The organism is Caulobacter sp. UC70_42 (genome assembly GCF_044056025.1).
GTDB lineage: Bacteria > Pseudomonadota > Alphaproteobacteria > Caulobacterales > Caulobacteraceae > Caulobacter.
The window spans coordinates 2,867,057-2,890,534 of the sequence record NZ_CP171994.1 but is presented as its reverse complement, the minus strand read 5'-3'; the positions used below and the strand labels follow the sequence as shown (position 1 = coordinate 2,890,534).

15 protein-coding genes and 6 pseudogenes are annotated in these 23,478 nt (G+C 66.0%); 9 read left to right on the top strand and 12 right to left on the bottom strand.

The window, feature by feature from the left end; genetic code table 11:
* Position 1: 1 nt before the first annotated feature.
* The 4 genes and pseudogenes from ACHMW8_RS14410 to ACHMW8_RS14395 all read left to right on the top strand — a co-directional run bounded on the left by ACHMW8_RS14410 (position 2) and on the right by ACHMW8_RS14395 (position 3,470).
* Entirely contained in the window at positions 2-2,104 is a 2,103-nt protein-coding gene (locus tag ACHMW8_RS14410) for an acylase (RefSeq protein ID WP_395442917.1), read from the top strand.
* A gap of 93 nt (positions 2,105-2,197) precedes the next feature.
* Positions 2,198-2,798, top strand: a pseudogene (locus ACHMW8_RS14405) (beta/gamma crystallin family protein).
* 12 nt (positions 2,799-2,810) lie between these two features.
* The gene (locus ACHMW8_RS14400; RefSeq protein ID WP_395442916.1) at positions 2,811-3,251 is read left to right on the top strand and encodes a beta/gamma crystallin-related protein; all 441 of its coding nucleotides are present in this window, start codon (positions 2,811-2,813) and stop codon (positions 3,249-3,251) included.
* 81 nt (positions 3,252-3,332) lie between these two features.
* Positions 3,333-3,470 carry an entericidin A/B family lipoprotein gene (locus tag ACHMW8_RS14395; RefSeq protein WP_099580356.1) on the top strand — a complete coding sequence of 46 codons (138 nt, stop codon included), beginning with the start codon at positions 3,333-3,335 and terminating at the stop codon, positions 3,468-3,470.
* Between the two features lie 2 nt (positions 3,471-3,472).
* Here the strand turns inward: ACHMW8_RS14395 and ACHMW8_RS14390 are convergent, their stop codons facing one another.
* A complete protein-coding gene (locus ACHMW8_RS14390) occupies positions 3,473-3,643 on the bottom strand; it encodes a hypothetical protein (RefSeq protein ID WP_395442915.1) in 171 nt (56 codons plus the stop codon).
* A gap of 288 nt (positions 3,644-3,931) precedes the next feature.
* Here ACHMW8_RS14390 and ACHMW8_RS14385 point away from each other — a divergent pair, with 288 nt between their 5' ends.
* The 4 genes and pseudogenes from ACHMW8_RS14385 to ACHMW8_RS14370 all read left to right on the top strand — a co-directional run bounded on the left by ACHMW8_RS14385 (position 3,932) and on the right by ACHMW8_RS14370 (position 6,919).
* Positions 3,932-4,327 (top strand): DUF983 domain-containing protein, encoded by a 396-nt coding sequence (locus ACHMW8_RS14385; protein WP_125156219.1) that lies wholly within the window; start codon positions 3,932-3,934, stop codon positions 4,325-4,327.
* Between the two features lie 104 nt (positions 4,328-4,431).
* Positions 4,432-4,542, top strand: coding sequence for a DUF3309 family protein (locus ACHMW8_RS14380; protein ID WP_395442914.1), 111 nt, complete (start codon positions 4,432-4,434; stop codon positions 4,540-4,542).
* A 144-nt stretch (positions 4,543-4,686) separates the two neighbouring features.
* Complete coding sequence (locus tag ACHMW8_RS14375; protein WP_395442913.1) at positions 4,687-6,129, top strand: MFS transporter; 1,443 nt, start codon at positions 4,687-4,689, stop codon at positions 6,127-6,129.
* Between the two features lie 41 nt (positions 6,130-6,170).
* A pseudogene (locus tag ACHMW8_RS14370) lies at positions 6,171-6,919 on the top strand (DUF599 domain-containing protein).
* Between the two features lie 547 nt (positions 6,920-7,466).
* Here ACHMW8_RS14370 and ACHMW8_RS14365 read toward each other — a convergent pair.
* Both ACHMW8_RS14365 and ACHMW8_RS14360 read right to left on the bottom strand, forming a co-directional pair.
* Positions 7,467-9,001: pseudogene (locus ACHMW8_RS14365) on the bottom strand (class I SAM-dependent methyltransferase).
* Between the two features lie 227 nt (positions 9,002-9,228).
* Positions 9,229-9,606: a hypothetical protein gene (locus ACHMW8_RS14360; protein ID WP_395442912.1), complete on the bottom strand. Its 378-nt coding sequence runs from the start codon at positions 9,604-9,606 to the stop codon at positions 9,229-9,231.
* A gap of 28 nt (positions 9,607-9,634) precedes the next feature.
* Between ACHMW8_RS14360 and ACHMW8_RS14355 the strand changes: the two genes are divergently transcribed.
* Positions 9,635-10,423: a glycosyltransferase gene (locus tag ACHMW8_RS14355; RefSeq protein WP_395442911.1), complete on the top strand. Its 789-nt coding sequence runs from the start codon at positions 9,635-9,637 to the stop codon at positions 10,421-10,423.
* Here ACHMW8_RS14355 and ACHMW8_RS14350 read toward each other — a convergent pair.
* From ACHMW8_RS14350 to ACHMW8_RS14310, 9 genes and pseudogenes are all read right to left on the bottom strand, one after another.
* Positions 10,420-11,968, bottom strand: a pseudogene (locus tag ACHMW8_RS14350) (TolC family protein). The gene ACHMW8_RS14355 and the pseudogene ACHMW8_RS14350 overlap by 4 nt on opposite strands.
* Before the next feature lie 116 nt (positions 11,969-12,084).
* Complete coding sequence (locus tag ACHMW8_RS14345) at positions 12,085-13,122, bottom strand: glycosyltransferase family 4 protein (RefSeq protein WP_395442910.1); 1,038 nt, start codon at positions 13,120-13,122, stop codon at positions 12,085-12,087.
* A pseudogene (locus tag ACHMW8_RS14340) lies at positions 13,119-14,157 on the bottom strand (glycosyltransferase family 4 protein). The gene ACHMW8_RS14345 and the pseudogene ACHMW8_RS14340 overlap by 4 nt, the downstream one beginning before the upstream one ends.
* Positions 14,158-14,160: 3 nt before the next feature.
* Positions 14,161-15,276 (bottom strand): DegT/DnrJ/EryC1/StrS family aminotransferase, encoded by a 1,116-nt coding sequence (locus ACHMW8_RS14335; RefSeq protein ID WP_395442909.1) that lies wholly within the window; start codon positions 15,274-15,276, stop codon positions 14,161-14,163.
* A complete protein-coding gene (locus tag ACHMW8_RS14330; protein WP_395442908.1) occupies positions 15,273-15,905 on the bottom strand; it encodes an acetyltransferase in 633 nt (210 codons plus the stop codon). Before ACHMW8_RS14330 ends, ACHMW8_RS14335 begins: the two co-directional genes overlap by 4 nt.
* Positions 15,905-16,883: pseudogene (gene gmd / locus ACHMW8_RS14325) on the bottom strand (GDP-mannose 4,6-dehydratase). Before gmd ends, ACHMW8_RS14330 begins: the two are co-directional and overlap by 1 nt.
* A 113-nt stretch (positions 16,884-16,996) precedes the next feature.
* On the bottom strand, positions 16,997-18,307 hold the full coding sequence (locus ACHMW8_RS14320) for an HlyD family type I secretion periplasmic adaptor subunit (RefSeq protein WP_125156209.1): 1,311 nt from the start codon (positions 18,305-18,307) through the stop codon (positions 16,997-16,999).
* 62 nt (positions 18,308-18,369) lie between these two features.
* Positions 18,370-20,100: a type I secretion system permease/ATPase gene (locus tag ACHMW8_RS14315; protein ID WP_395445978.1), complete on the bottom strand. Its 1,731-nt coding sequence runs from the start codon at positions 20,098-20,100 to the stop codon at positions 18,370-18,372.
* 246 nt (positions 20,101-20,346) lie between these two features.
* Complete coding sequence (locus tag ACHMW8_RS14310) at positions 20,347-23,337, bottom strand: hypothetical protein (RefSeq protein ID WP_395442907.1); 2,991 nt, start codon at positions 23,335-23,337, stop codon at positions 20,347-20,349.
* Between the last annotated feature and the right edge of the window lie 141 nt (positions 23,338-23,478).

Here is a 23,478-nt window from a genome sequence, read left to right as displayed (position 1 = left end):
GATGAGGTGGATCCTGCGCGGGATCGGCGGCCTGCTGGCGCTCGTGGTGCTGGCGGCGGCGGGCTTGATCGTCATCGACCAAGCCAGCCTGCCCAAGGCCCCTGCCCGCCAAGCCTTGCTGGACAAGGCCAAGGCCTATGACGTCCGCATCCGCCGCGACGACTGGGGCGTGCCGCACGTGTTGGGCAAGACCGACGCCGACGCGGCGTTCGGCCTGGGCTACGCCCAGAGCGAGGACGACTTCGCCACCCTGCAGGACGTGGTGCTGGCCACGCGCGGCGTCCTGGCCCGCGACAAGGGCAAGTCCGCCGCGCCGACCGACTATGTCACCGCCCTGCTCGACGTCTGGCCAACGACCAACGCCCACTATGCCGAACTGCCCGCCGACCTTCGCAAGATCCTGGAGGCCTATGCCGACGGCGTCAGCGTCTATGCCGCCAAGCATCCGGAGAAGGTCAAGGCGGGCCTGCTGCCTCTGACCGGCCACGACATCGAGGCCGGCTTCGTCTTCAAGCAGCCGTTCTTCTACGGCCTGGACGGGGAACTGAAGCGCCTCACGACACCGCACGCCCCGCCTCCGCCGGCCAAGGGCTCGAACGGTCTGGCGACCGCGCCGTCCCGCAACGCCGACGGCGCCACGCGGCTGCTCGTCAATTCGCACCAGCCCTATACCGGCCCGGTCGCCTGGTACGAGGCCGTGGTCGAGAGCGGCGAAGGCTGGCACGTGGCCGGCGGTTTCTTTCCCGGCTCGCCGTTCATGCTGCACGGCCACAATGCCGATCTCGGCTGGGCCAATACGGTGTCCAAGCCCGACCTCGTGGACGTCTACCGCCTGACCCTCAATCCGGCGAACAAGAACCAGTACCGCCTCGACGGCCAGTGGAAGGACTTCGACAAGCGCTACGTCACCCTGCGCGTGAAGCTGCTAGGCCCCATCGTGCTGCCGGTGAGGAAGGCCGTCCTGCGCTCGGCGCACGGACCGGTGCTGGAGACGGATCACGGCGTCTTCGCCATCCGCTATGCCGGCATGGGCGAGTGGCGCCAGCCGTTGCAGTACTGGCGGCTGAACAAGGCCAAGACGATGGTGGAATGGCGCACGGCCATCGCCACCCACGCCATCCCCAGCCTGAATTACGTCTATGCCGACAGGGCCGGGAACATCGGCTTCGTCCACAACGGCCAGTATCCGAACCGCGCGGTAGACGCCGACTGGAAAGGGATCCTGCCCGGCGACCGCTCCGACCTGATCTGGCAGGGTTACCGCCCGCCTGAGCAGACGCCGCAGCTGTGGAATCCGAAGTCGGGCCTGGTGTTCAACTCCAACAACAGCCCGTTCCAGGCCAGCGAGGCGGCCGACAATCTCAAGCCCGAGGCCTTTCCCGCCTCGATGGGCCTGCAGACCAACATGACCAATCGCGCCTGGCGGGCGCTGGAAACCTTCGGGATCGACCACGCGATCACCGACACGAGCTTCCGCGCCCACAAGTTCGACGTGGCGTTCAGCGACCGCTCGTCGGTGATGGAGATGGTCCGCGAGGTCACCGCGATCGACCCCAAGGGCGACGCCGATCTCGCCAAGGCGCAGGAAATCCTGCGCGCGTGGGACAAGAAGGCCGACATCCACGATCGCGGCGCGGCCCTGGCGGCGCTGATGGCCCAGCCGATCCTGTTCGCCCGCTCGAACGACGATCCGGCGCCGACGCCGCTGGCCAGCCTCCAGTCGGCGATCAAGAGGCTGAAGACCCACTTCGGTCGCCTGGATCCCGAGTGGGGCGAGGTCAATCGCATCCGGCGCGGAACGGTGAACCTGCCGATCGACGGCGCCGCGGACACCTATCGCTCGGTCTGGGGCAAGCCGGAGAAGGACGGCACGACCACCGCCGATGGCGGCGACACCTTCATCATGTTCGTCACCTGGGACAAGGTCGGGGCGCTGCGCTCGGAGAGCATCCACCAGTTCGGCTCGGCCACTCTGGACGCCTCTTCGCCTCACTATGCCGACCAGACGCCGCTGTTCGTGGCCATGAAGACCAAGCCGGTCTGGTTCACCGAGCAGCAGCTGAAAGGACACGTCAAGGTCGACTATCGCCCGATCGAGCGTTAACTTTCAGAGCTAGACCGTTCAGGCGCCGTTCAGTTGGGAAACGGCTAGCTCGGCTTCTCAGGGACGAAGCCTTCTTGGTGGGGAAACAGAGACATGCGCAAGACCCTTGGCCTGATGGCCCTTTCCGTTGTCGCGTTCGCGGGCGCGGCCTCGGCCCAGGCGCCGAACTGGAACGGCCGCTATGACGATCCGCCGCGCGGCTCCTACACGCAGTCCTGCCGCGAGATCACGGCCTTCAACGGCCAGGTCTGGGCGCGTTGCCAAAGCAGCCGCGGCGGCTGGGAATGGAGCAGCGCGCGCACGCGCGACTGCGGCGGCCAGGGTCTGGAGAACCGCGACGGCCGTCTGCAGTGCGCCGGATTCAATGGTCCTGGCCAAGGCGGCGGCTGGGGCGGCAACAACGGCGGCGGCTGGAACAACGGCGGCGGCGGTCGTCCCCGAGACGGGGTCGTGCTGTTCGAGGATCCCAACTACCAGGGCCGCGCCTTCGAGGTGAACGGCGACATGCCCGACCTGGGCGCCGTGAAGTTCAACGACAGGGCCTCGTCGATCCAGATCGGCCGCGCCAGCGGTCGCTGGGAGATCTGCGAGCACGCCAACTACCAAGGCCGCTGCCAGCCGTCTGGACGCCGACCAGGCCATCCTGCCCCGGGAATGGAACGACGCGATCAGCTCGATCCGTCGCGTCCGCTAGGAGATCGCCATCATGCGCAAGATCGCTTTCCTGATCGCTTGCGGGGCCATGGCCCTGGTCGCCACCGGCGCCGTCGCCCAGGACCGTTACCAAGACCGCGACGATCGCTATGATCGCTATGATCGCTATGATCGTCGTGACGACAGACGTGATGACCGTCGCGACGATCGGCGTGACGACCGACGGGGCGACCGTTGGGGTCCCGGCGGCCAGGTCGTGCTGTTCGAGCACGACGGCTTCCGCGGCGAGGCCCGCCCCCTGCGCGGTGACACGCCCGACCTGTCGCGCCTGGGCTTCAACGACCGCATCTCGTCCATGCGCATCTCGCGCGGGACTTGGGAGTTCTGCGAGCACGCCTACTACCAGGGCAAGTGCTGGCGCTACGACTACGACATGGCCAGCCTGCCCAAGAAACAGAACGATCGCTACAGCTCGGTCCGCCGGGTGCGCTGATCCTTAAGCCGCGCCGGGCTCTTGCAGCTCGACGCGGCCCACGGTTAAGGTCCGCCGCCTTCCAAGCTGGAGCTCTGATCTATGCGTAAGTTCGTCGTTCTCGCCGCCGCCGCGGCCGCCCTGCTGGTTTCGGCCTGCAACACCATCGAAGGCGCCGGTCGCGACGTCTCGTCGGCCGGCAAGGCCGTCGCCGGCGCCGCCCGCGACGCCAAGCACTGATCCTAGGCGTCTTCCTCGCGCGAGGTCTCCGCGCCGATCGCTCGCTTTTCATGTGGAGCGACGGCGGCGTCCGATGCGTGACGGACGGCGTGTTCGGCCTTGGAGGCGCCGGCGCCCTTGCGCGGCGGCGTCTCCTGACCGGCTTCGGGCTTGGTAGGGCGTTCTGGCGTCATGGCGCGTCTCGGCTGCAATTCAGACGACCAACGCGGGCTCTCCACAACTGTTCCAGAGACCTTGGACCAAGGCCGAAGGTCCCGGGACGCGGCTTTTGAAATAACCAGCGTAGATCAGGATCTGCGCCAGCGCCGTCCAGATATCGTTTGCACCGTTTGATCGAAGCCGATTTCGCGGCGCATCCCGCTCCAATGACCGCAAAAATATACAAGATCTTACGGCAAGCTTGGGCATAACGTCGCCGTGCGACGGCTGGTCGCCCTTTCCCGCCGGATCCGAAAGCGCATATGGGTGGCATGTCAGAGCTTCAGTCCTCCGCATCGCCCCTGCTCGTCGGCCTTACGCGCGGCGTGCGACATCGCTGCCCCAACTGCGGCGAGGGCCGTCTGTATCGCGCCTACCTAAAGGTCGAGCCGGTGTGCGAGGCCTGCGGCCACGAACTGGGCAGCTACCCGGCCGATGACGGCCCGGCCTATTTCACGATCCTGCTGGTCGGCCACCTGGTCGTGGCCCCATTGCTGTTCTTCCCGGTGATCTGGGAAGGCCCGCCGTTGATCGTCGCGCCCATCTGCCTGACGACGCTGGCCGCCCTGACTCTGCTACTGCTGCCGCGCGTCAAGGGCGCGGTGATCGGGGCGCTGTGGGCCATCCGCCTGCGCAAGGCCGAAGACACCCCCGCCTAGGCGGAACCAAACGGCGCGGAACCGACAAGCGCCGCCGCGTATTCCGAATGCAAGACCCTAGCGTCGCCGTGGTGGCGGACGCGGGCTTCTAGGACTTTCGGACCATGCTCGGCACGATCCTCATCATCATCCTGATCCTGGCCCTGATCGGCGCGCTGCCGACCTGGGGGCACAGTCGTTCGTGGGCTACTTCCCCTCGGGCGGCCTGGGTCTGATCCTCATCATTCTGATCATCCTGGTTCTGCTCGGCCGCATCTAGCGCCTCTTCCGGAGAGCCGGATCATCCATTGCGATGAGCCGGTGGTTGCTCCGGAACGCGGTTCGCCTAAGCTCCCCTCCCAAACGGGAGGGGAGTTCACATGACGGCGACCGCCGACGCGGCATCCGGAGCGCGCCTGTCGCCCGTGGCCCGCGCCAAGGCCATCCTGGGCGGCTCCGCCGGCAATCTGGTCGAATGGTACGACTGGTTCGCCTACGCCGCCTTCACCCTGTATTTCGCGCCCGCCTTCTTTCCCAAGGGCGACCAGACCGTGCAGCTGCTGCAGGCGGCGGCGGTCTTCTTCCTGGGTTTCGTGGCCCGTCCTGTCGGCGCCTGGCTGATGGGGATGTACGCCGACCACGCTGGCCGCCGCGCCGCCCTGTCGGCGTCTGTGGCCCTGATGTGCGGCGGGGCGCTGATCATCGCCGTGACCCCCGGCTTCAACGCCATCGGCCTGTGGGCCCCGGCCATACTGCTGTTCGCACGCGTGCTGCAGGGCCTGTCGGTGGGCGGCGAGTACGGGGCCAGCGCCACCTATATGAGCGAGATGGCCGGCAAGACCCGTCGCGGCTTCTGGTCCAGCTTCCACTACGTGACCCTGATCGCCGGCCAGTTGATCGCGCTGGGCGTGCTGATCGTGCTGCAGCGAACCCTCGGCGAGGCCGAACTGAAGGCCTGGGGCTGGCGCATCCCCTTCATCATTGGCGCGATCCTGGCCGTGGTGGTGTTCTGGATCCGTCGGGGCCTGGAGGAGAGCATCGCCTTCAAGCGCTCCACGCAGCGCGAGAGCCTTTCGCGCGGCCAGGTGGCCAGCGCCGCCGTCTTCCTGGCGCTGACGGTGATCGCCGGCGTCTTGGGCGTCACGACCGGCCCGCTGGCCAAGCCCGGCCAGTATCTGGGCGCGTTGTTCCTGCTGGCGTTCTTCGTGTCGCTGATCGTGCCGCTGGTCCGCCGCCATCCGCGCGAGAGCCTGCTGATCATGGGCCTGACAGCCGGCGGCTCGCTGACCTTCTATGTCTACACGACCTATATGCAGAAGTTCCTGGTCAACACGGCCGGCTTCAGCAAGGGCCAGGCGTCAGAGATCAGCGCGCTCAGCATGATCGGCTTCATGCTGGCCCAGCCCCTGGCCGGCTGGCTGTCGGACCGGTTGGGGCGCAAGCCCATGCTGATCCTGGCCTTCGGCGGCGGCGCCCTGACCATCTGGCCGATCATGACCGGCATCAGCCACGCAACCTCGGTGTCGAGCGCCCTGGCGCTGATCCTGGCCGGCATGGCCTTCCAGTCCTGCTACACCTCGATCAGCGCCGTGGTGAAGGCCGAGATGTTCCCGGCCGAGATCCGCGCCCTGGGCGTGGCCCTGCCCTACGCCCTGGCCAATGTCCTGTTCGGGGGCACGGCCGAGATGGTGGCCTTGGCCTTCAAGCACGAAAAGATGGAGAGCGCCTTCTATCTCTATGTCGCGGCGGTGATGACGGTCGGCCTCGTCTGCTCGGTCCTCCTGAAGGACACGATGCGCAATAGTCTGATCCACGAGGATTGATCGGCGTTTTCCGACTCTCCGCGCCCAGTTAGGTTGGCGTCATGCCGCTGCTCGACATCATCGTCCTGACCGTATTCGCCGCGTGCTGGCTGCTGTACGAGCCGCTGCTCAAGCGGCTGGGCGAAGGCGGCGGCGTGCTCAATACCGACATGACCGTCATCCGCCGCCGCTGGATGCAGGAGATGGCGGTGCGCGAGGTCGCCCTGCTGGACGGGCAGTTGCTGGGCCATGCGATCAATTCGGCCAGCTTCTTCGCCTCGTCGAACCTGATCCTGATCGCCGCCGCGGCCGGGTGCTGTTCGGCGGCGACAGCGCCTGGAAAAGCGTGGAGGGCCTGGCCGTGCTGGCCAAGACCTCGCCGATGATGTTTCAAATCAAGCTGGGCTTGGTGCTGGTGGCCCTCGCGCGCGGGCTGCTCGACTTCATCTGGTCGATCCGCCAGATGAACTACTGCCTGGCCGCGATCGGCGCCGCGCCGATGTGGGCCCCGCCCGCCGTGCTGGCCGAATACGCCGAGGCCGCCGGCGGCATCCTCAACCCGGCCCTGTCGGCCTTCAACGCCGGTGTTCGCGCCTACTACTTCGCCCTGGCGGCGGCCGTGTGGCTGTTGGGGCCCGCGCCCTTCATGGTCGCCACCGCCGGAGCGATCAGCCTGCTGCTCTGGCGCCAACGCCGCAGCCGCGCCTCGATGGCCGTACGCAAGGTTCGCCAGATCCTGGAGCGCCAGCCCGTCGTCCACGGCCCTCATCTGGCCCCTCCGGACCGCGCGCCGCCGGAAGATCGCATCTAGAAGCTTGGCCGGAGGAACATCCGGTTCGCCACGGCGTTCCTATCGCGCCCCTGAGACCGAGAGCCCTCTCGGACGCAATAAGCCCCGCCGGTGACTAGGTCTCCGGCGGGGCTAATGGAAGTCTTGTGGGTAGACCCCTATTACATACCTTAACCGGCCGCGCTTCGCAACCGGCGTGATACGAGAAATCCGACATTTCGTCGTGATTTCGGGTTGCAACTTCCGCTATTGCAGAGCTTCCCTCAAATTCCCGCGGCACGGCTCAAATATCGGAGGCAAAGCCCGCCCCCAACCCCAAGGCGCCCGGCGATCTTCAATTTACAGAGTTCTCCAAAGCAGGATTGCGCACCCCAAGTCTAGCCCGAAATTGAACCTCAAAACACTACCATTCCAAGCGCACTTCATCCTTGGATCAGAACTACATTTCGAAAACGCCCGATTACGTTCAAATTGACCTAAGGATTTGGCGATCACTCTCCGGAGGCGAAGCGGTCTTTGGACGGAAAGCCGGCGACACCCGCGCCAGCTATCGTCAAAAGTGTTCGACCTAGATCCCCAGCGCCGTCCAGATCGGCAGGGTCTTTTCACCCCACGCCTCCGCCTGGGATGTCAGCTCCGTCAGGTTATCGTCCCCTGCAGGGTCGCGCCGTCCTTGATGATGTTCTGGTTCTGACCCTTGAGCACCGACCAGGCGAAGCCGGCCCAATCCGCCGCCGTCTTGCCGCCATTCTGCTTGCCGAGCCAGAAGAGCTGGCTGAAGCGCTGCGCCTGAACACCGCCGCCCGTGACGGGCGAAGCGAAGTAGACGATGTCGCCCACCGACAACGAGCGACGCGCTATGGCCTTGTTGAACGCCAAGCAGCGAGCCTTGGCCTTGCTGTAGTCCTGGGCCGGCGCGGCGGGCTGCACGACCCCCAAGCCGAACAGGATGTTCAAGGCCGAGCTCAGTTGGGAGAACGGGACACCCTTGCTGGCGAGGTGTGTCTCCAGCTCCAGGACCGTATGCGGCTTGTGGTCCAGCAACAGCTCATAAATCGGCTGGTAGATGTTATCGAGCAATCCCGCTTCACCCAGGACGCCGCGCACCTTCGTGGGCAGATCGGCCTTGCCGACAGTCAGAACGACACGCTCCTCGCGCAACGCCGCTATCTGCTCGTGACCGACCAGCGCGCGTACCCCGCGGATCCAATAGTCGCGGCGGAACTGCTGGTTCACGCAGTAGTCGCGCACCGTTTCTCGCAGCGAGATATCCGGGACGCCGCGCATGAACTCCGTCTGCGCGGGGGTCATGTTCAGTTCGTAGAGATTGTCCAGCGTGTTGGCGGAGCTGGCGAAACCGACCTTGGCCTCGCTGAGCCAGTTCTCGATGTCGGCGAAGTACATCGGGTTCCAGTCCCGGTTCATGTACTCGTGCGCCAGATACTTCCTGTCCTGCCCCTTGATCTGCTTCAGCCGCTCGACAGCGCCGGGATTGGCCTTGGCATAGCCCGGCTCCAGCGCCAGGAACTGGTCGATGAAGCCGAGAGCCGCGTCGGTCTGGGCGATGATCCCTTGCCCGGGCGAGCCCATCACATCGGCATGGCGCTTCATCAGGTGGCGCAGCGGCGCGGAGGCCGACCAGCCCGGAAGCGTGTTGTACGAGATGTACAGCACCCCGCCTGGGCGCAGCTTGCGACGGATGAAATCGACCAGCACGCCGCGATTGCTGTCCGAGATCCAGGTCCAGATGCCGTGCAGGCCGATGAAGTCGAAATCCGGAAGGTCCTGACGACCGCAGAACTCGGAGAAAGCCTCGTCGTAGAGCTTGGCCTCGGCGCCCGAGAGGCGGACCATTTCCGACGCGAAGGCGGCCTGGGATGGATTGAAGTCCGTGCCATACCAGTTGACGCCCGGCTGGGCGGCCGCGTGGATCGACACCGAAAGTCCCTGGCCGAAACCCAGCTCGCAGGCGTTCTCGATCCTCGGCGCGTGGCGACCGATCATCAACAGCGGAAGACGGCAACGCAGCGGATTCAACTCGCCGTAATAGCCGAAGGTGTAATTCACGTCCGTGACGTAGCCGGCATTCCACTCAGTCGACACAAGTTCCCCGCGCTGCTGCTGGATGGTTTGATGAGATGCTTTTGAGCCCTGGCCGCTCGGCGCAGCCTTTCCCGTAGGTCCCGAACGCGACTACTCGTTATAGGTTCACTTCCACGCCGAACGTTGCAACACCCTTGTCGATGAAATCCAGTCTTCTTTCCCTCTGGCGACGCCTACCGGCGCCCGTGCGTCGTGCGGCGCACCTGACGGCCGGAGCGCCACGGGGACTATATCTGTCGGCGAGCAAAGCCTTCGACGAGGCCGCCGAGGCCTGGGCGGAACGCTGCGCGCAAACCCGCGCGCGACGACGAGCCCGACGGCGGAACCTGCCCGCGACCCTGCCGGTGACCATCGTCGGCTTCCACGGCGCCGTGCACGGTCTGGGCGAAGGCGCCCGGATGCTGGCGCGCGGCTTCGCTGATGGGGGCGTGCCAGTCCGGGCCATCGATCTGTCGGCCGAGGTCGGTTTCCCGATCGACTTGCCCGCCATGTTCCCCGCGCCGACGGCCGAGGAGCGCGGCGTGGTGATCTCGCACATCAACCCGCCGGAACTGCTGCGCTGGGCCCGTGACACCGGCGGCCGCCCGCTCGAGGGGCGTCGCCATATCGGCTACTGGGCCTGGGAGCTGGAAGATGTTCCGGCCGATTGGGCGCCGGCCTTCGATCTGGTCGACGAGGTCTGGACGCCCTCGATCTTCGCCGCTGACGCCATCCGCAAGATCGCCCCCCGCCCGGGTAAAGGTCTCGCCGGCCCCCTACCCGCTCTACCTGAACCCGCGCCCGACGCCGGACCGCGAGCGCTTCGCCCTACCGGACGACAGGGTCGTGGTGCTGATGGCCTTCGACCTGCGCTCAACGGCCCAGCGCAAGAACCCCTATGCCGCGTTGCGAGCGTTCCAGAAAGCGAGAACCGAAAAGTCCCTGCTCGTCTGCAAGGTCGTCGGCGCGGACCTCTATCCAGAGACCTTCCAGGCGCTACGGGACGAGGTCGCCGCCGATCCGGCGATCCGGCTGATGACCGAGAACCTGTCGGCGGAGGACATGGCGCGCCTGACCGCCAGCAGCGACATCGTTCTGTCGCTGCATCGGTCGGAGGGTTACGGTCTGCTGCTGGCCGAGGCCATCTGGCTTGGCAAGCCGACCCTGGCCACCGGCTGGTCGTCGAACGTCGAGTTCATGGACCCCGCATCGAGCCAGTTGGTCGACTACACCCTGATCGCGGTCGAGGGCGACGGCGCGATCTATCGCGCCGGGCACTGGGCGGACGCGGATGTCAAGGACGCCGCCGCCAAGCTGGCGCGCATGATCAAGGACGGCGCGTGGCGCGCCGAACTCGCGGCGGCCACGGCCCGCAATCCTCACGTCTCGTTCGATCGTGACGCGTGGCTGGCGATGACGCGCCAGCTGCTGCCGCTGGCCTAGCTTTTCGGTGCGGTCTTGACCGGCGCTTCGTCGCTGAGCGCGGGCAGGTCGTTGATCGACTGCGGCGGCTCAACCTTGTCGGCGGACACGGGGGCGGCGGGCAGATCCGACGACGGCGGCCGGATCGGCGTGGTGTCCCCGGCCTGCGGCTTCTTCGGCTCCATCGGCAGGGCGATGTGATCCAGGGTCTGGACGATCAGATCCGTCGGCAGCATGCCCTTGTAGCGGACCTTCTTGAAGTGCCGCTCGGGGATCGTAGGACTGGACGCCCGGCGCCAGGTTGCCGACCTCCAGCGTACCCACCTGGGCCAGCAGTTGCACGCGGCCGACATATTCGTTGGCCCGGCCCCGAACGAAGCTGATCTGGGCGTTCTGCAGTTCGGCCTGGGCGTTCAGCACCTCGATGGTGCTGCGCAGGGCGAACCGCTCTTCTTCACGCACGCCGTAGAAGGCGATCGTGTCGGCCTTCATTTCCGCTTCCAGCGAGACCAGCGACTTGCGGGCGGCGACTAGGTTGTCCCAATACTGCGAGACGCTGAACACCGTGTTGCGGCGCGCGTCGTCGATCAGCAGCTTGTCGCGGTTGTTCTCTTCGATCGACTGACGGACCGAGGAATTCAGTTGGCCGCTCGAAAACAGCGGCTGGGTCAGGGTGATCGACGCATTGACCGAGTTGGAACGGTTCGAGTCTTTTGCGCTGTAGGGCAGGTAAGGCGCGTTGCGATAGTCAGCGCGCGCCGAGACAGAGAACAGACGCTGGGCTCGCGCCTCGGCCACGCCCAGACGGGAGGCCTTCTCGGTGAAGAGCGCCGCGTTCAGCGTCGGATTGGCTTCCTCGGCCTGGTTGAAGGCCTCTTCCAAGGTGGCGGGCAGACCGTCGATATCCGGCTCGGGCTCGAGATCGGCGGGCAGATGACCAACCAGAGATGCATAGGAGGCGACGCTGACGTTCAGCTGCGCCTGGGCGTTGGCCAACTGCGTGCTGGCGGACGCCAGACGAGCCTTGGCCTGCTGAACATCCGTGAGGGTGACCTGGCGAACGCCATATTTGTCCTCGGTGTCCTGCAGTTGCTTGCGCAGGAAAGCCTCGCCGCCTTGGCTGATCCGCAGCACCTCGCGATCCCGGCGCACCGACACGTAGGCGTTGGTCACCCGGATCAGGAGATCCATCTCGATGCGCCGGAGATTCTCACGGGACGCTCTTATCTGGGCCTCGACCCCGGCAAGACGCGCGGCGTAACGGCCGTTCGTGTAGAGCGCCTGGCTAACCGACAATTCGTTCGACTGGCTGATCGCCTCCTCGGATGTCCTTCTGTAGGAGGGGAAGGTGGTGGTCGTTTGCGGCCCCCGGGCGTAGGCATAGCCTTCCGAAACCGAAGCACTGGCCTGCAGGCCGTAGGCCGCCCGCGCCTGGGTGTAGTTCTCGTCCAGGGCGCGCATGGCGGCGCGCTGGGCCTGGATGTTCGGATTGCTCTGGTAGGCGGCGGTGATCGCGTCTGCCAGGGTCTCGGCGTGAGCGAGTTCGGCGCGACCGCTCACAGCCATGGCGATTGCCAGGGCGATGAAGGACGAACGAACGGACAGAACTTTCGACAGCACTCGCGTTTCCTAGACTTGGGTCAAACTCGCCGTAACCCGGCCTTCAACCCAAAATTTGTGGCTTAATCAAGAAGACGGCGGACCGTCTCATCCCATGTGACATTCTTATCGCGCCAGAGATCGCGCGCGGCGCTCCCCAATGACTTAGCCCGAACCTTGTCCGACGTCATGCGATCCATCGCATCGGCCAGGGCGCGCGGCGTCGGTTCGGCGACCGCGCCGGTGGCGTCGCTGACGATCTCCAGCAGGCCGCCGGAGTCGGTGACGGTCAGGACGGCCTTGCCCGCGGCGAAGGCCTCCATCGTCACATAGCCCACGCTGTCCTCGTCGAAGGGCAGATAGGCGCAGGCCAGGGCGCCGTTGGCCCAGCGGGCGATATCGGCGCGCGGGTGGAAGCCGAAGCGCAGGTCGACGCGGCCCTTCAGGTCCAGGTCCTCGACCAGCTTGGTCAAACGGTCGGCATAGGCCTGGTTCTCCGGCGGGCCGGCGATGATCAGGCGCGGACCGCTCGGCAGCAGGGCCAGGGCCTCGATCAGCAGATGCTGGCGCTTGCCCGCCGCCACCCGGCCGCCGGCGAAGATATAGTCGCCATAGTCGCCGCCGGTGAACAGCTCGCCGTCGTTCAGCGGCGGGTAGAGCACCTCGCTGCCGACGCCGTTGAACCTCATCAGGCGATTCTGGGTCACCGGCGAGTTGCAGAAGATCTTCCGGCATTCGGCGAAACAGGCGTTGTCGGCCTGACGGATCGCCGCCTTCACCGCCCTGCCCGTCTCGTCGAAGTCGAGGTGGCTCTGGCCCGCTTCGGACAGGTCATAGGCTTGGCGGAACTGGTGCAGCAGCCACAGCACCTTGTCCGGGTGCGGGATCAAATAGGCCGGGAACTTCAGGCCGATCACGCGGTCGACATTGTACAGCCGCATCCCCTTGGAGATCAGCATCTCCTCGATCAGACGCTCGGCGGGCTCCCAGGTGAAAGGCACGCGCACCAGTTCGGACTGGACGCCGGGCGTGGCGTTCAGGCGGCGCACCAGGTGGTCGGCTAGCTCCTCGGCGCCGCCGCGCTGGAACGGCGCGGCGTTATTGACGACCAGAACCTTCATGCGGTCAGCCGATCCACGACGGTGCTCCAGTCGATCTTCATCTCGGCCAGGCGATTCAGGGAGGCTGTCCCCCATCTTGGCGACGCCCAGCTTGTCGGCGTGCAGGCGGTCGAACTGCTCGGCCAAGGCGCGCGGATCGGGCGCGCTGATCAGGCCGCTGCGGCCATGCTCGACCAGCTCCAGAACGCCCCCGGAGTCGGTCGTCGTGATGATCGGCTTGCGGGCGTGGGCCCCTTCCAGCGACGGATAGCCGTAGCTGTCCTCGTCCTTGGGCAGGTAGGCGATGGCCAGCGCGTCTTTCAGCATTTCGGCCTTCTCGTCCTCGCTGATCCAGCGATCCTCGAGAATGACGCGATCCTGGACGCCGAGGTCCTTGGTCATCTGAACAAGCTGGCGGCCGTATTCCGCGCTCGACGCCGTGCCGGCCAGACGCAGCTTCACGCCGGTCTTCACGTGCTGCATCGCCTCGATCATCAGGGCCTGGCGCTTGTGCGGCTCCAGGCGCGAGATGGCGACGATCTCGTCGCCGTAGCCGGTGTGAGTGAAGCGCTCGGGCTGGTAGATCGGCGGATACAGCGGCGTGGCGTCCAGGCCGTTGAATGCCTTCAGGCGGTCGGCGACCACCTGGGAGTTGGTGAAAACCGCCCGCGCTTCCGAGATCGCCCGCGTGTCGAGGGCCCGCAGATTGTCGCGGATCGCGCGGTGATGGGCGTCGTCGGGCATGCCGCGATAGGGCGTGTCCCACAGGTCGTAGAAGGTGCGGATGTGGTGGATGAACCACAGCACCTTGTTGGGGTGGTCCACCACATAGGCCGGCGGCCGGAAGCAGATCACCCGGTCGCACCATTGTGTCAGGTCCATGAGCCGCCAGGTGGCGATCTGGTGCAGGATCTCGTTCGGATCGTCGACGAACGGCAGGTAGAACCGCTCGACCTCGTGGCCGGCCTCAAGCAGCTTCTCCTCAAGCCACTCGACGATGAAGCGCGCCCCGCCGTTGATGAACGGCACGATCGAGGACAGCAGGACGATCCGCATCGGCTAGACCAGCACCTGGTCCAGGGCGGCCACGACGCGGTCGATGTCCGCTTCGGAGAGGCCCGCGTGGGTCGGCAGGTTCAGGCCGTCGGCGCCGCAGGCCTCGGCCTGGGTCAGGTCGTCCGTCGCCAGATGGGCGTAGGGCGGCATGACGTGCATCGGGTGGAAGACCGGACGGCTCTCGACGCCCAGCGCGTCCAGGTCCTTGATCACCTGGTCGCGCGAGGTCGACAGGCCCTCGCCCAGGCGCACGGTGTACATCCAGAAGACATGCCGGCCAGTGTCGGCGACGTACGGCTTGATCACGCGGTTGCCGAGGCGCGAGAGCTTCTCGTCGTACCAGGCCACGACCTTCTCCCGGGCGGCCAGGTGATGGTCGACGCGTTCCAGCTGGGCCAGGCCGATGGCGGCCTGGATGTTGGTCATGCGGTAGTTGAAGCCGACGACCGGGAACCAGTAGCGACGGTTCGGATCCATGCCCTGGCTGCGATACAGCCGCATGGTCTTGGCCAGTTCGTCGTCGTTCGTCGTGATCATCCCGCCTTCGCCGGTCGTGATGATCTTGTTGCCGAAGAAGCTGAAGGTCGCGCAATCGCCCAGCGCACCGGACATCTTGCCCTTATAGGTCGCGCCGACGGCCTCTGCCGCGTCTTCGATGACCATCAGCTTGTGCTTACGGGCGATCTCCAGGATCGGGCCCATGTCGGCCATCTGGCCGTACAGGTGCACGGGCATGATCGCCTTGGTGCGCGGCGTGATCTTGGCCTCGATCAGCGCGGGATCGACGTTGAAGGTGCGCGGGTCGTTGTCGACCAGCACGACGGTGCCGCCGCAATAGGTCACGGCGTTGCACGAGGCGATGTAGGTCAGGCTGGGGATGATCACTTCATCGCCCGGACCGATGCCCATGGCCACCAGGGCCAGGTGCAGCGCCGTCGTGCCGTTATTGCAGGTGATGGCGTGCTTGACGCCGCAATAGTCGGCGAAGGCCTTCTCGAAGTCGGTGATGAATCGGCCGGCCGACGAGATCCACGTCGAGTCCATGCACTCCAGGACATAGTCGCGCTCGTTGCCGTCGAGGCTGGGCGCGGCGACGGAAATCCGCGGCAGGCTGGTCAAGAACGCTCTCCTTTGATCCGGGCCGGCACGCCGACCGCCACGACGGACTCCGGCAGATCCCGCACCACGACGCCGCCGGCGCCGATGACCGTGTCGGCCCCGATGGTCACCCCTGGTATGGCCCGCGCGCCGACGCCGAGAAAGGCCCGCTCGCCGATGGTCACGCCGCCGGCCAGGGCCGCGGCGGGACCCAGGTGGCAGGCCGCGCCGAGGTCGCAGTCGTGGTCGACGATCGCGCCCGTATTGATGATGGCCAGATCGCCTATCCGGCTGTCGGCGTTGATCGCCACGCCAGCCATCACCGCCACGCCTTCGCCGAGACGCGCGGTCGGCGAGATCACGGCCGAGGGGTGGATGGCGCTGACCAGGGTGAAGCCGAGCTCGCGGGCCTTGCGACCCAGCTTCTCGCGCAGGCGGTTGTCGCCGATCGCCACGAACAGCTTCGAAAACCCCTGGCCGCGCAGATCCGCCAGCGCCAGGTCGTCGCCGATCACCGGGACGCCCAGCACGGCGCGAGGCGTGGGATCGGCGTCGACGATCGCCGCGACCGTCTCGCCGCCCGCCCGCAGGCTCTCGATGACCACCTTGGCGTGGCCGCCGCCGCCGATGATGACGACGCCGGTCGTCATCAGTTCCGCGACCGACGGACGATGTCCGCCTCGACCATTTCGGCGATCAGCGCCTGCATGGTGATCTTCGGCTCCCAGCCCAGCTTCTCCTTGGCCTTGGTCGGATCGCCCAGCAGCAGCTCGACCTCCGCGGGGCGCAGGAACTTCGGATTGATGGTGACGTGATCCTGGTAGTTCAGGCCGACGGTGGCGAAGGCCACCTCGCACATCTCGCGCACGGTCCAGGTCTTGCCGGTGGCGACCACATAGTCGTCCGGCGTCTCCTGCTGCAGCATCATCCACATCGCCTCGACATAGTCCTGGGCGTGGCCCCAGTCGCGCTTGGCGTCGAGGTTGCCCAGCTCCACCGTCTTCTGCTGGCCCAGCTTGATGGCCGCCACCGCGTCGGTGACCTTGCGGGTCACGAACTCAATGCCGCGCAGCGGGCTCTCGTGATTGAACAGGATGCCGGCCGAGGCGTGCAGGCCAAAGCTCTCGCGATAGTTCACCGTCATCCAGTGGGCGTAGAGCTTGGCCACGGCGTAGGGCGAGCGTGGATAAGAACGGCGTCTTCTCCGACTGCACCGGATGCTGCACCAGGCCGTACATCTCGGAGGACGACGCCTGGTAGAAGCGGGCCTGCGGGCACTCCAGGCGCACGGCTTCGAGCATGTTGGTGGTTCCCAGCCCCGTGACCGAGCCGGTCAGGTGCGGCTGGTCCCACGAGGCGCCGACGAAGCTCTGGGCCGCCAGGTTGTAGACCTCGTCCGGCTGTAGGCGGCGCATCAGGCGCGACAGACCGCCGGCGTCCAGCAGGTCGCCCAGTTCCAGGCGAACGTCGTCATAGACGCCGATCCAGCGCAGACGGTCGCCGATCACGTCGGCCGAGGCCGAGCGACGCAGCATGCCGTGAACGGTGTAGCCCTTCTCCAGAAGCAGCTTGGCGAGATACGCCCCGTCCTGGCCGGTCACGCCGGTGATCAAAGCCGTCTTCGCCACTATCGACTCCAGTAAGAATGAAGGTGTCTGACTACACTATTGGAGACGATTGGAAAGCGGCCTTACGCCGCTTTCCAAAAAGCTTGGGAAATCAGGCGGTTGAAATCCCGCCCCTACTCCTCGCGCATGGTGGTGCGCAGGGTGTCCCGCAGCGGCGAGAACAGGTATTGCAACACGGTGCGCTCGCCGGTCGGCACGATCACCTGGGCCGGCATGCCGGCGCTGACCTTGCTGCGGAATTCCTTCGGCAGCTGCTTCATGTCGACCCGGATGATGCCGAGGAAATACGTGGTCTTGCCTTCCGGATCGGACAGGCGGTCACGCGAGATCGACTGGATCTGGCCGTTCAGGATCGGGATCCGGCGCGAGTGGAAGGCCGGCAGGCGGACCTCGGTGACCATGCCCGCGTGGACGTTGTCGACGTCGGTGGGCGCGAAGTGGGCCTGGATGACGAAGGCTTCGTCGTCGGGCGCGATGTCGACCATCGGCTCGGCCGGGCGAACCACGGCCCCTTCCGTGAAGAAGCGCAGGTTCTGGGCCGTGCCGCTGACCGGCGAGACGACGTTGATCCGACGCTGGGTGTCGGAGGCCACGATCTCCTTCTCGGTCACCTCGGCCAGCTTCACGCGGGTCTCGCTGATGCTCTGGCTGACTTCCTCGAAGAACTGCTGCTTGATCTGGCGAATCTTGAGCTGGGTCTCGCCCATGCCCTGGACGGCCTTGGCGCGGTCGGCCATCAGACGGCCGATCGAGCCCGACAGCGAGGCCTGTTCGCGCTCCATGGCCAGCAGGCGTGGCCGCGGCACCAGACCCTTGTCATAGATCTTGCGCAGGTCGCCCAGCTCGTCCTCGATGAAGCCGAGTTGCTCCTTCAGGCCCTGGGTCTGGCGATCGATGCCTTCGATCTCGCTCTGGTACTGGCTGCGCTGGGCGTTCATCAGGTCCGTCTGGCCCTGGATCGTCTGGCGGCGCTCCTGGAACTGGACCTGCTCGTCCGAGAGGGCGCGGGCGACGGCGGGGTCGCTGCGCTGGCTGAGCAGATCCGCCGGGAAGCTGATGCTCGGGCGCTGATCCCGCTCGGCGATCAGACGAGCCTCCATGGCCTTCAAGGCCACGTACTGGTTCTTGGTGATGCCCGCGACGGCGTTGGCCTGGGTCGGATCGAGCTCGAACAGGATCTGCCCGGCCTTCACCTTCTGGCCCTCATGCACCAGGATCTTGCGGAGCATACCGCCTTCGAGGTGCTGGATGGTCTTGCGATTGCCTTCCGCGGAAATGAAGCCGCTGGCGATCACGGCGCTGTCCAGCGGCGCGAACGCCGCCCAGCCCAGCAGGCCGACGAAGGTGAAGGCGATGACGGCGTAGCCGATACGGGCCACGCCCTTGTAGTTGTCCGTCGGACGCTGGATCTTGGGGGGCTTCATTCTGTTTTCAGCCTATGGGCGCGCCAGGCGGCGGCCTCTGGATAAGGATACGTACGGACGGATCAGTTGGCGCGGGCGGGCGCCGGCGCCAACGGCGGCGGACTCGGCGGCGGGGCTTGCCCCGTCAGCTTGGCCAACATCGCGTCACGCGGACCGAAGTCGGCGACCACGCCCTGGTTGATCACCATGATGTAGTCGGCCTGACCCAGCAGGTTCAGCTTGTGCGTGGCGAAGATTACCGTCCGCTTGGCCGCCTTCAGCCGGTTCATGGCCTCCATCAGCGCCAGCTCGCCCGTCTGGTCGAGGCTGGCGTTCGGCTCGTCCAGCACCAGCAGGGCCGGCATCCGGAACACGGCGCGAGCCAGCGCCAGGCGCTGGCGCTGACCGCCGGACAGCGACGCCCCCCCTTCGCCGATCGGAGTGTCGTAGCCCATCGGCAGGGCCTGGATCATGTCGTGCACGCCCGACAGGGTGGCCGCGTCGATGACTTCCTGCGACTCGTACTCGGTGAAGCGGGCGATGTTCTGGGCCACGGTGCCCTGGAACAGTTCGATGTCCTGCGGCAGATAGCCGATGTGACGGCCCAGCTTCTCGGGATCCCACTGCTTGATGTCGTAGCCATCGAGGCGGATGACGCCCGCCGCGCACGGCCAGACGCCGACGATGCCGCGCAGCAGCGACGACTTGCCGGCGGCGCTGGGACCGACGATCGCCACCGAGGTGCCGGCGTCGATGCGGAAACTGGCCTGGCGCATGGTCGGCTGCTGAGCGCCGGGGGGCACGATCGAGGCGGCTTCGGCCGACAGCACGCCGCGCGGATCGGGCAGCGGCATGTGGTCTTCGTCGCTCTTGAGCTCGCGGAGCATGCCCTGCAGGCGATCCCAGGAGCCGCGCGCGCCCAGCAGGTTCTTCCATTGGCCCACAGCGCCTTCGATCGGCGCCAGGGCGCGGCCGACCAGGATCGAGCCCGCGATCATCGAACCCGAAGAGATCTTGCCCTGGATGGCCAGATAGGCGCCGCCGCCCAGGATCAGGGTCTGGACGACCTGACGGAACACCTTGATGCCCGACATCACCGCGCCGCCGGAATCGCTGGCGGCGGCCTGCCAGGCCACCTGCTCGTCGCGACGGCCGCGCCAGCGCGCCTGCAGGCCGCCCCACATGCCCATGGCCTTCATCACCTCGGCGTTGCGCAGGGTGGAGCCGGCGTCGTTCTGGGCGGCGATCGAGGCCATGGTGGCCATCTGGATCGGGTTCTTGGTGCTGCGGTCGTTCATCACGGCCAGGCCGAAAATGATGAAGCAGCTGATGATGGCCAGCACGCCGAAGTACCAATGCAGCATGAACGAGACGATGATGAACACCGGCGTCCAGGGCGCGTCGCAGAAGGCGATCAGGCCGCCAGCCATGAACTCGCGGATCTGGTCCATGTCGCGGAACGCCTGACCGCCCTGGCCCTTGCGGGTCAGGGTCGAGTCCAACACCGCCCTGAAGATCGGGTCGCGGGCCACGCCGTCGAATTTCAGGCCGCCGCGGACCAGCACCTGGGTGCGGAGCGCCTCGAGCAGGCCGTAGACGATGAACAGGAAGACGCAGATCAGCGTCAGCACCACCAGCGTCGCCACATTGCGGCTGGACAGCACGCGGTCATAGACCTGCAGCATGTAGAGCGGGCTGACCAGGGCCAGGATGTTGATGAAGAAGCTGAAGACCATGGCGGTGATCACCGCCGGCTTCATGACCTCGACCGCGCGATCGAGAATGGTGGGCTTCGCGCCGGAGCGGGTGAAGATCATGTGGAGCCTTCAAGACGCCGCGCCGAGAGGACGGGCCGTATACAGTAACAACTAAGGTTGGCTCTCGACCACGAAATTGTGGCGGAAAATGAGCCATTCAGCCGCCGCTAGAGCATAAGCGCCGCACGGCTGCAAGTACTCAGCCTATACGGGCATACTCAAAAGAAAACCGCCCCGGTTTTACCCGGGGCGGTTCCCTAGTCGGACTTTGTCACGCCCACCGAAGCGGGCGCTCATCGTGGTTTAGACGATGAAGAAGGTGTCCGTGCCGGTTTCAACCAGGTTGGTGACGCTGGTCACACCGGTCAGCTTCACCAGCAGGTCGGCCGCCGTAACAGCGGCAGCGAGAGTAGCGCCGTTGTCGTGGGTCACACCCTGCGAGAAGATGTAGGTGTCGTTCAGGTATTGGAACACCACCGTTTCACCCTTCGTCTCGGCAAAGCCATCGGCGATAGCGATCGCGGCGTTGAGCGTGGCCGGACCAGCGCCGGTGAACGTCAGCACGCCATTGGCCAGCGTGGCGCCCGTACCCGAAGCGTTGGCGTTGGCCACGGCTTCGTTGGCGCCGCCAACATCGACCACGATCTTGTCGGCGTCAGCGATCGCAGCCGCCTTGGCGGTGGCGTCGCCGGCCGCGGTGCTGACAGAGACGGCCAGGGTCTTTTCGAAGCCTTGCAGGCTTTCGAAATTGTTGGCGCCGCTGTTCGCCGCGCTCGAGGCGGCCGTGGCGGTGATCACGTCCACGCCCGAACCGAGCTTGATCGTGCCGCCGTCGATAACGCCAGCCAGCGAGGTCGTCAGACCGCCGGTCGAGGCCGAAGCATCGATCGTGGCCAGCTTGGTCAGGCCGGTGGCCGTCAGATCCAGGTGGCTCGCACCCGTGACCGTGATGGTCGCCAGCTTGTCGCTAGCAGCAGTCGCGCCGTCGTCGATGGTGATGACGTTCTGGGCGTTAGCGCCGCCCGAAACGACCGTCACCGACGTCGCCGCAGCCGTCGTCAGAGCGATCGTCGACACGTTGTCGGTGGCCGCGGTTTCACCGGCCTTGGCGCCAGCCTTGTTCAGATACGAGGTATCGAACACGGCCGAGACCGAAGTGGCGTTGGTGGCGGTCACGGCCATCGCGGCCACGTCGTCAGCACCGGTGTCGGTGCCGGTCTGGTCGGCATCCAGGGTGACCGTCAGCGCGCCAGCGGTCTTTTGGGTCAGCGACAGAACGTCGGCGACGCCCATGTCGCCCGTGGCGCGGAAGCTCACGCCCGCGCCGACATTCGACAGGGTAAAGTCACCGGCGTTCAGAGCGCCCGAACCCACGATTTCAGCGACCGTGTTGTTGGTGCTGAGGATGTCGAGGTCCAGGTCATGGGAGAGACCGTTGACGTCGAACACGTCGAAGTTCTTGAACGCGATGACGTTGGCCGACCCGACCAGCTCCAGCGACAGGGTGTCGACGCCGGCGCCGGCATCGATCGTGTCGGCGGCGGTGATCGCAACGCTGGCGGTGAAGGTGTCCGAACCATCGCCCAGATCGACCTTCAGCGTCGTGCCGCGAGCGGTGACGTTGACGGTGTCGTCGCCAGCGCCGGTGTTGACCAGGGTCACGCCCGTGCCGGTGGTGTTGACGGTGATCTCGTCATCGCCAGCGCCCGAGTTCAGGGTGCCGGTGACGGTCTCGTCGGCCGCAGTCGCCGTGTTGTCCTTCACGGTCGCGGTGGCGATCGTCAGGACATCGCCAGCGGCGCCGCCCGTGATGGTGGTCACATCGCCGTCACCGACGAAGGTGATGGCGCCGGTGCTGCCCGACAGGTCGACAACGTGAACCTTGGTGGCGGCGGCGCTGGCCGAGTCGTCGATGGTGACGGTGGTCGCGATCGACGAGTTGACCGAAGCGGTGGTGACTTCCTTGCCGACCTTGAAGGTCAGGTTGGTGTTCACGTCACCGTCACCGTTGGTGTCAGCGACCGTGCCGCCCAGCGTCACGCTGGTCAGGGCCTTGTTGGCCGAGCCGTCCACGACGAAGGTCGCGCTTTCGGCTTGGTTCGAGAGCGCGATTTTGGCCGAGGTCGCCGTCGAGTTGGTGCTGACGGTAGCGCCGCCCGTGTAGCCCTTGAAGCCAGCGGTGACGCCCGTGGCCAGGTTGGTCACGTTCGAAGCGGTGGTGACGGCGGCCTTACCGGAGACTTGCCACAGCTCTTGGATGCCTTGGTAGGTCGAAACGTCGGTCAGGTTCGCGTTGCTGCCGTTGGCGTCGCTGTTCAGGTTGACGATCTCGACATTCTTCACCGTCAGGTTGCTCGGCAGAGTGTTGTTCTGAGCAGCCGTGGTGTAGATGTTCAGGGTGTCAACGCCGCCGGCGCCGTCGATGGCGTCGAACGAGGTCAGCGTGCTGGCGAGGGCGCCGTCGGCGTCGATCGACAGGGCGTTGAACGTGTCGTTGGCATTGGTGCCCGTGTAGACGTCCTGGCCGGTCTTCAGCGTGTAGGTGGTGCCCACGGCGCCGGCCGACGGATAAGCCGTCAGGATGTTCACGCCAGCGGCGGCGTCGGTCGACAGCGAGCCGTCCGACAGGTCGGCGATCATCGCATTGGTCGAACCGGCATAGCCACCCAGGCCCGATTGGAAGGCGGCGTTCAGGATTTCACCGATCAGCGCGGCCTTGACGGCCAGGTCGATGTCGGCGGCCGCGGTCAGGGTGGTGTTCGCCTTCACGAAGTTCGTGAGGTAGGTGATGTTTTCAGCGCGGCTGAAGAACGCGACCGAAGCGGCCACGTCGACGCCGGCGGCGGTGGCGACCGAGTTGCCGATGATCTTGTCATAGGCGGTGGCGACGGTCTGGGCGTACGAAACCGAGCCGTACGAAGCGGCGAAAGCGGCGGCGCCCTCACCCGCGCCCGTGGCGAGGTTGATCGAGAAGTTGATGAAGCGGTTTTCCGCCGAGAACTTCGCGTAGTAAGCGTCGTTCAGGTCGTTGGCGTTCGTGGTGGAGTTGACCAGGTACGACAGACCAGCAGCCGACGGCGCGTGGTTGGTGAAGAACTGATAGGTTTCGATCGCGACGGCGGTCGTGTTGCCCACCAGCTTCAGGGTGTTGGCCAGAGCTTGCGGGTCGCTGTAGGCGCCCGTGGTCGTGCCCGAGGCGTAAGCGTCGATCGCCAGGGTGGTGGCGGCGTCCGGCGTCTTGCCGAGGTTGGCGTTGGTGTAAGCGTCCACCAACTGCTGCGTCGTATAAGCCATGTGGCTTGTCTCCCGAAAAAAATCCCACACCCCCGTGCGACCTAATGGCGCGCATGGGAGCAGCGATGGCTATAGAGCAAACGTCATACGTCGACAATAGCCGAAATTCAGCTGTACAGCATTTTTCTAACCGGTACAGCA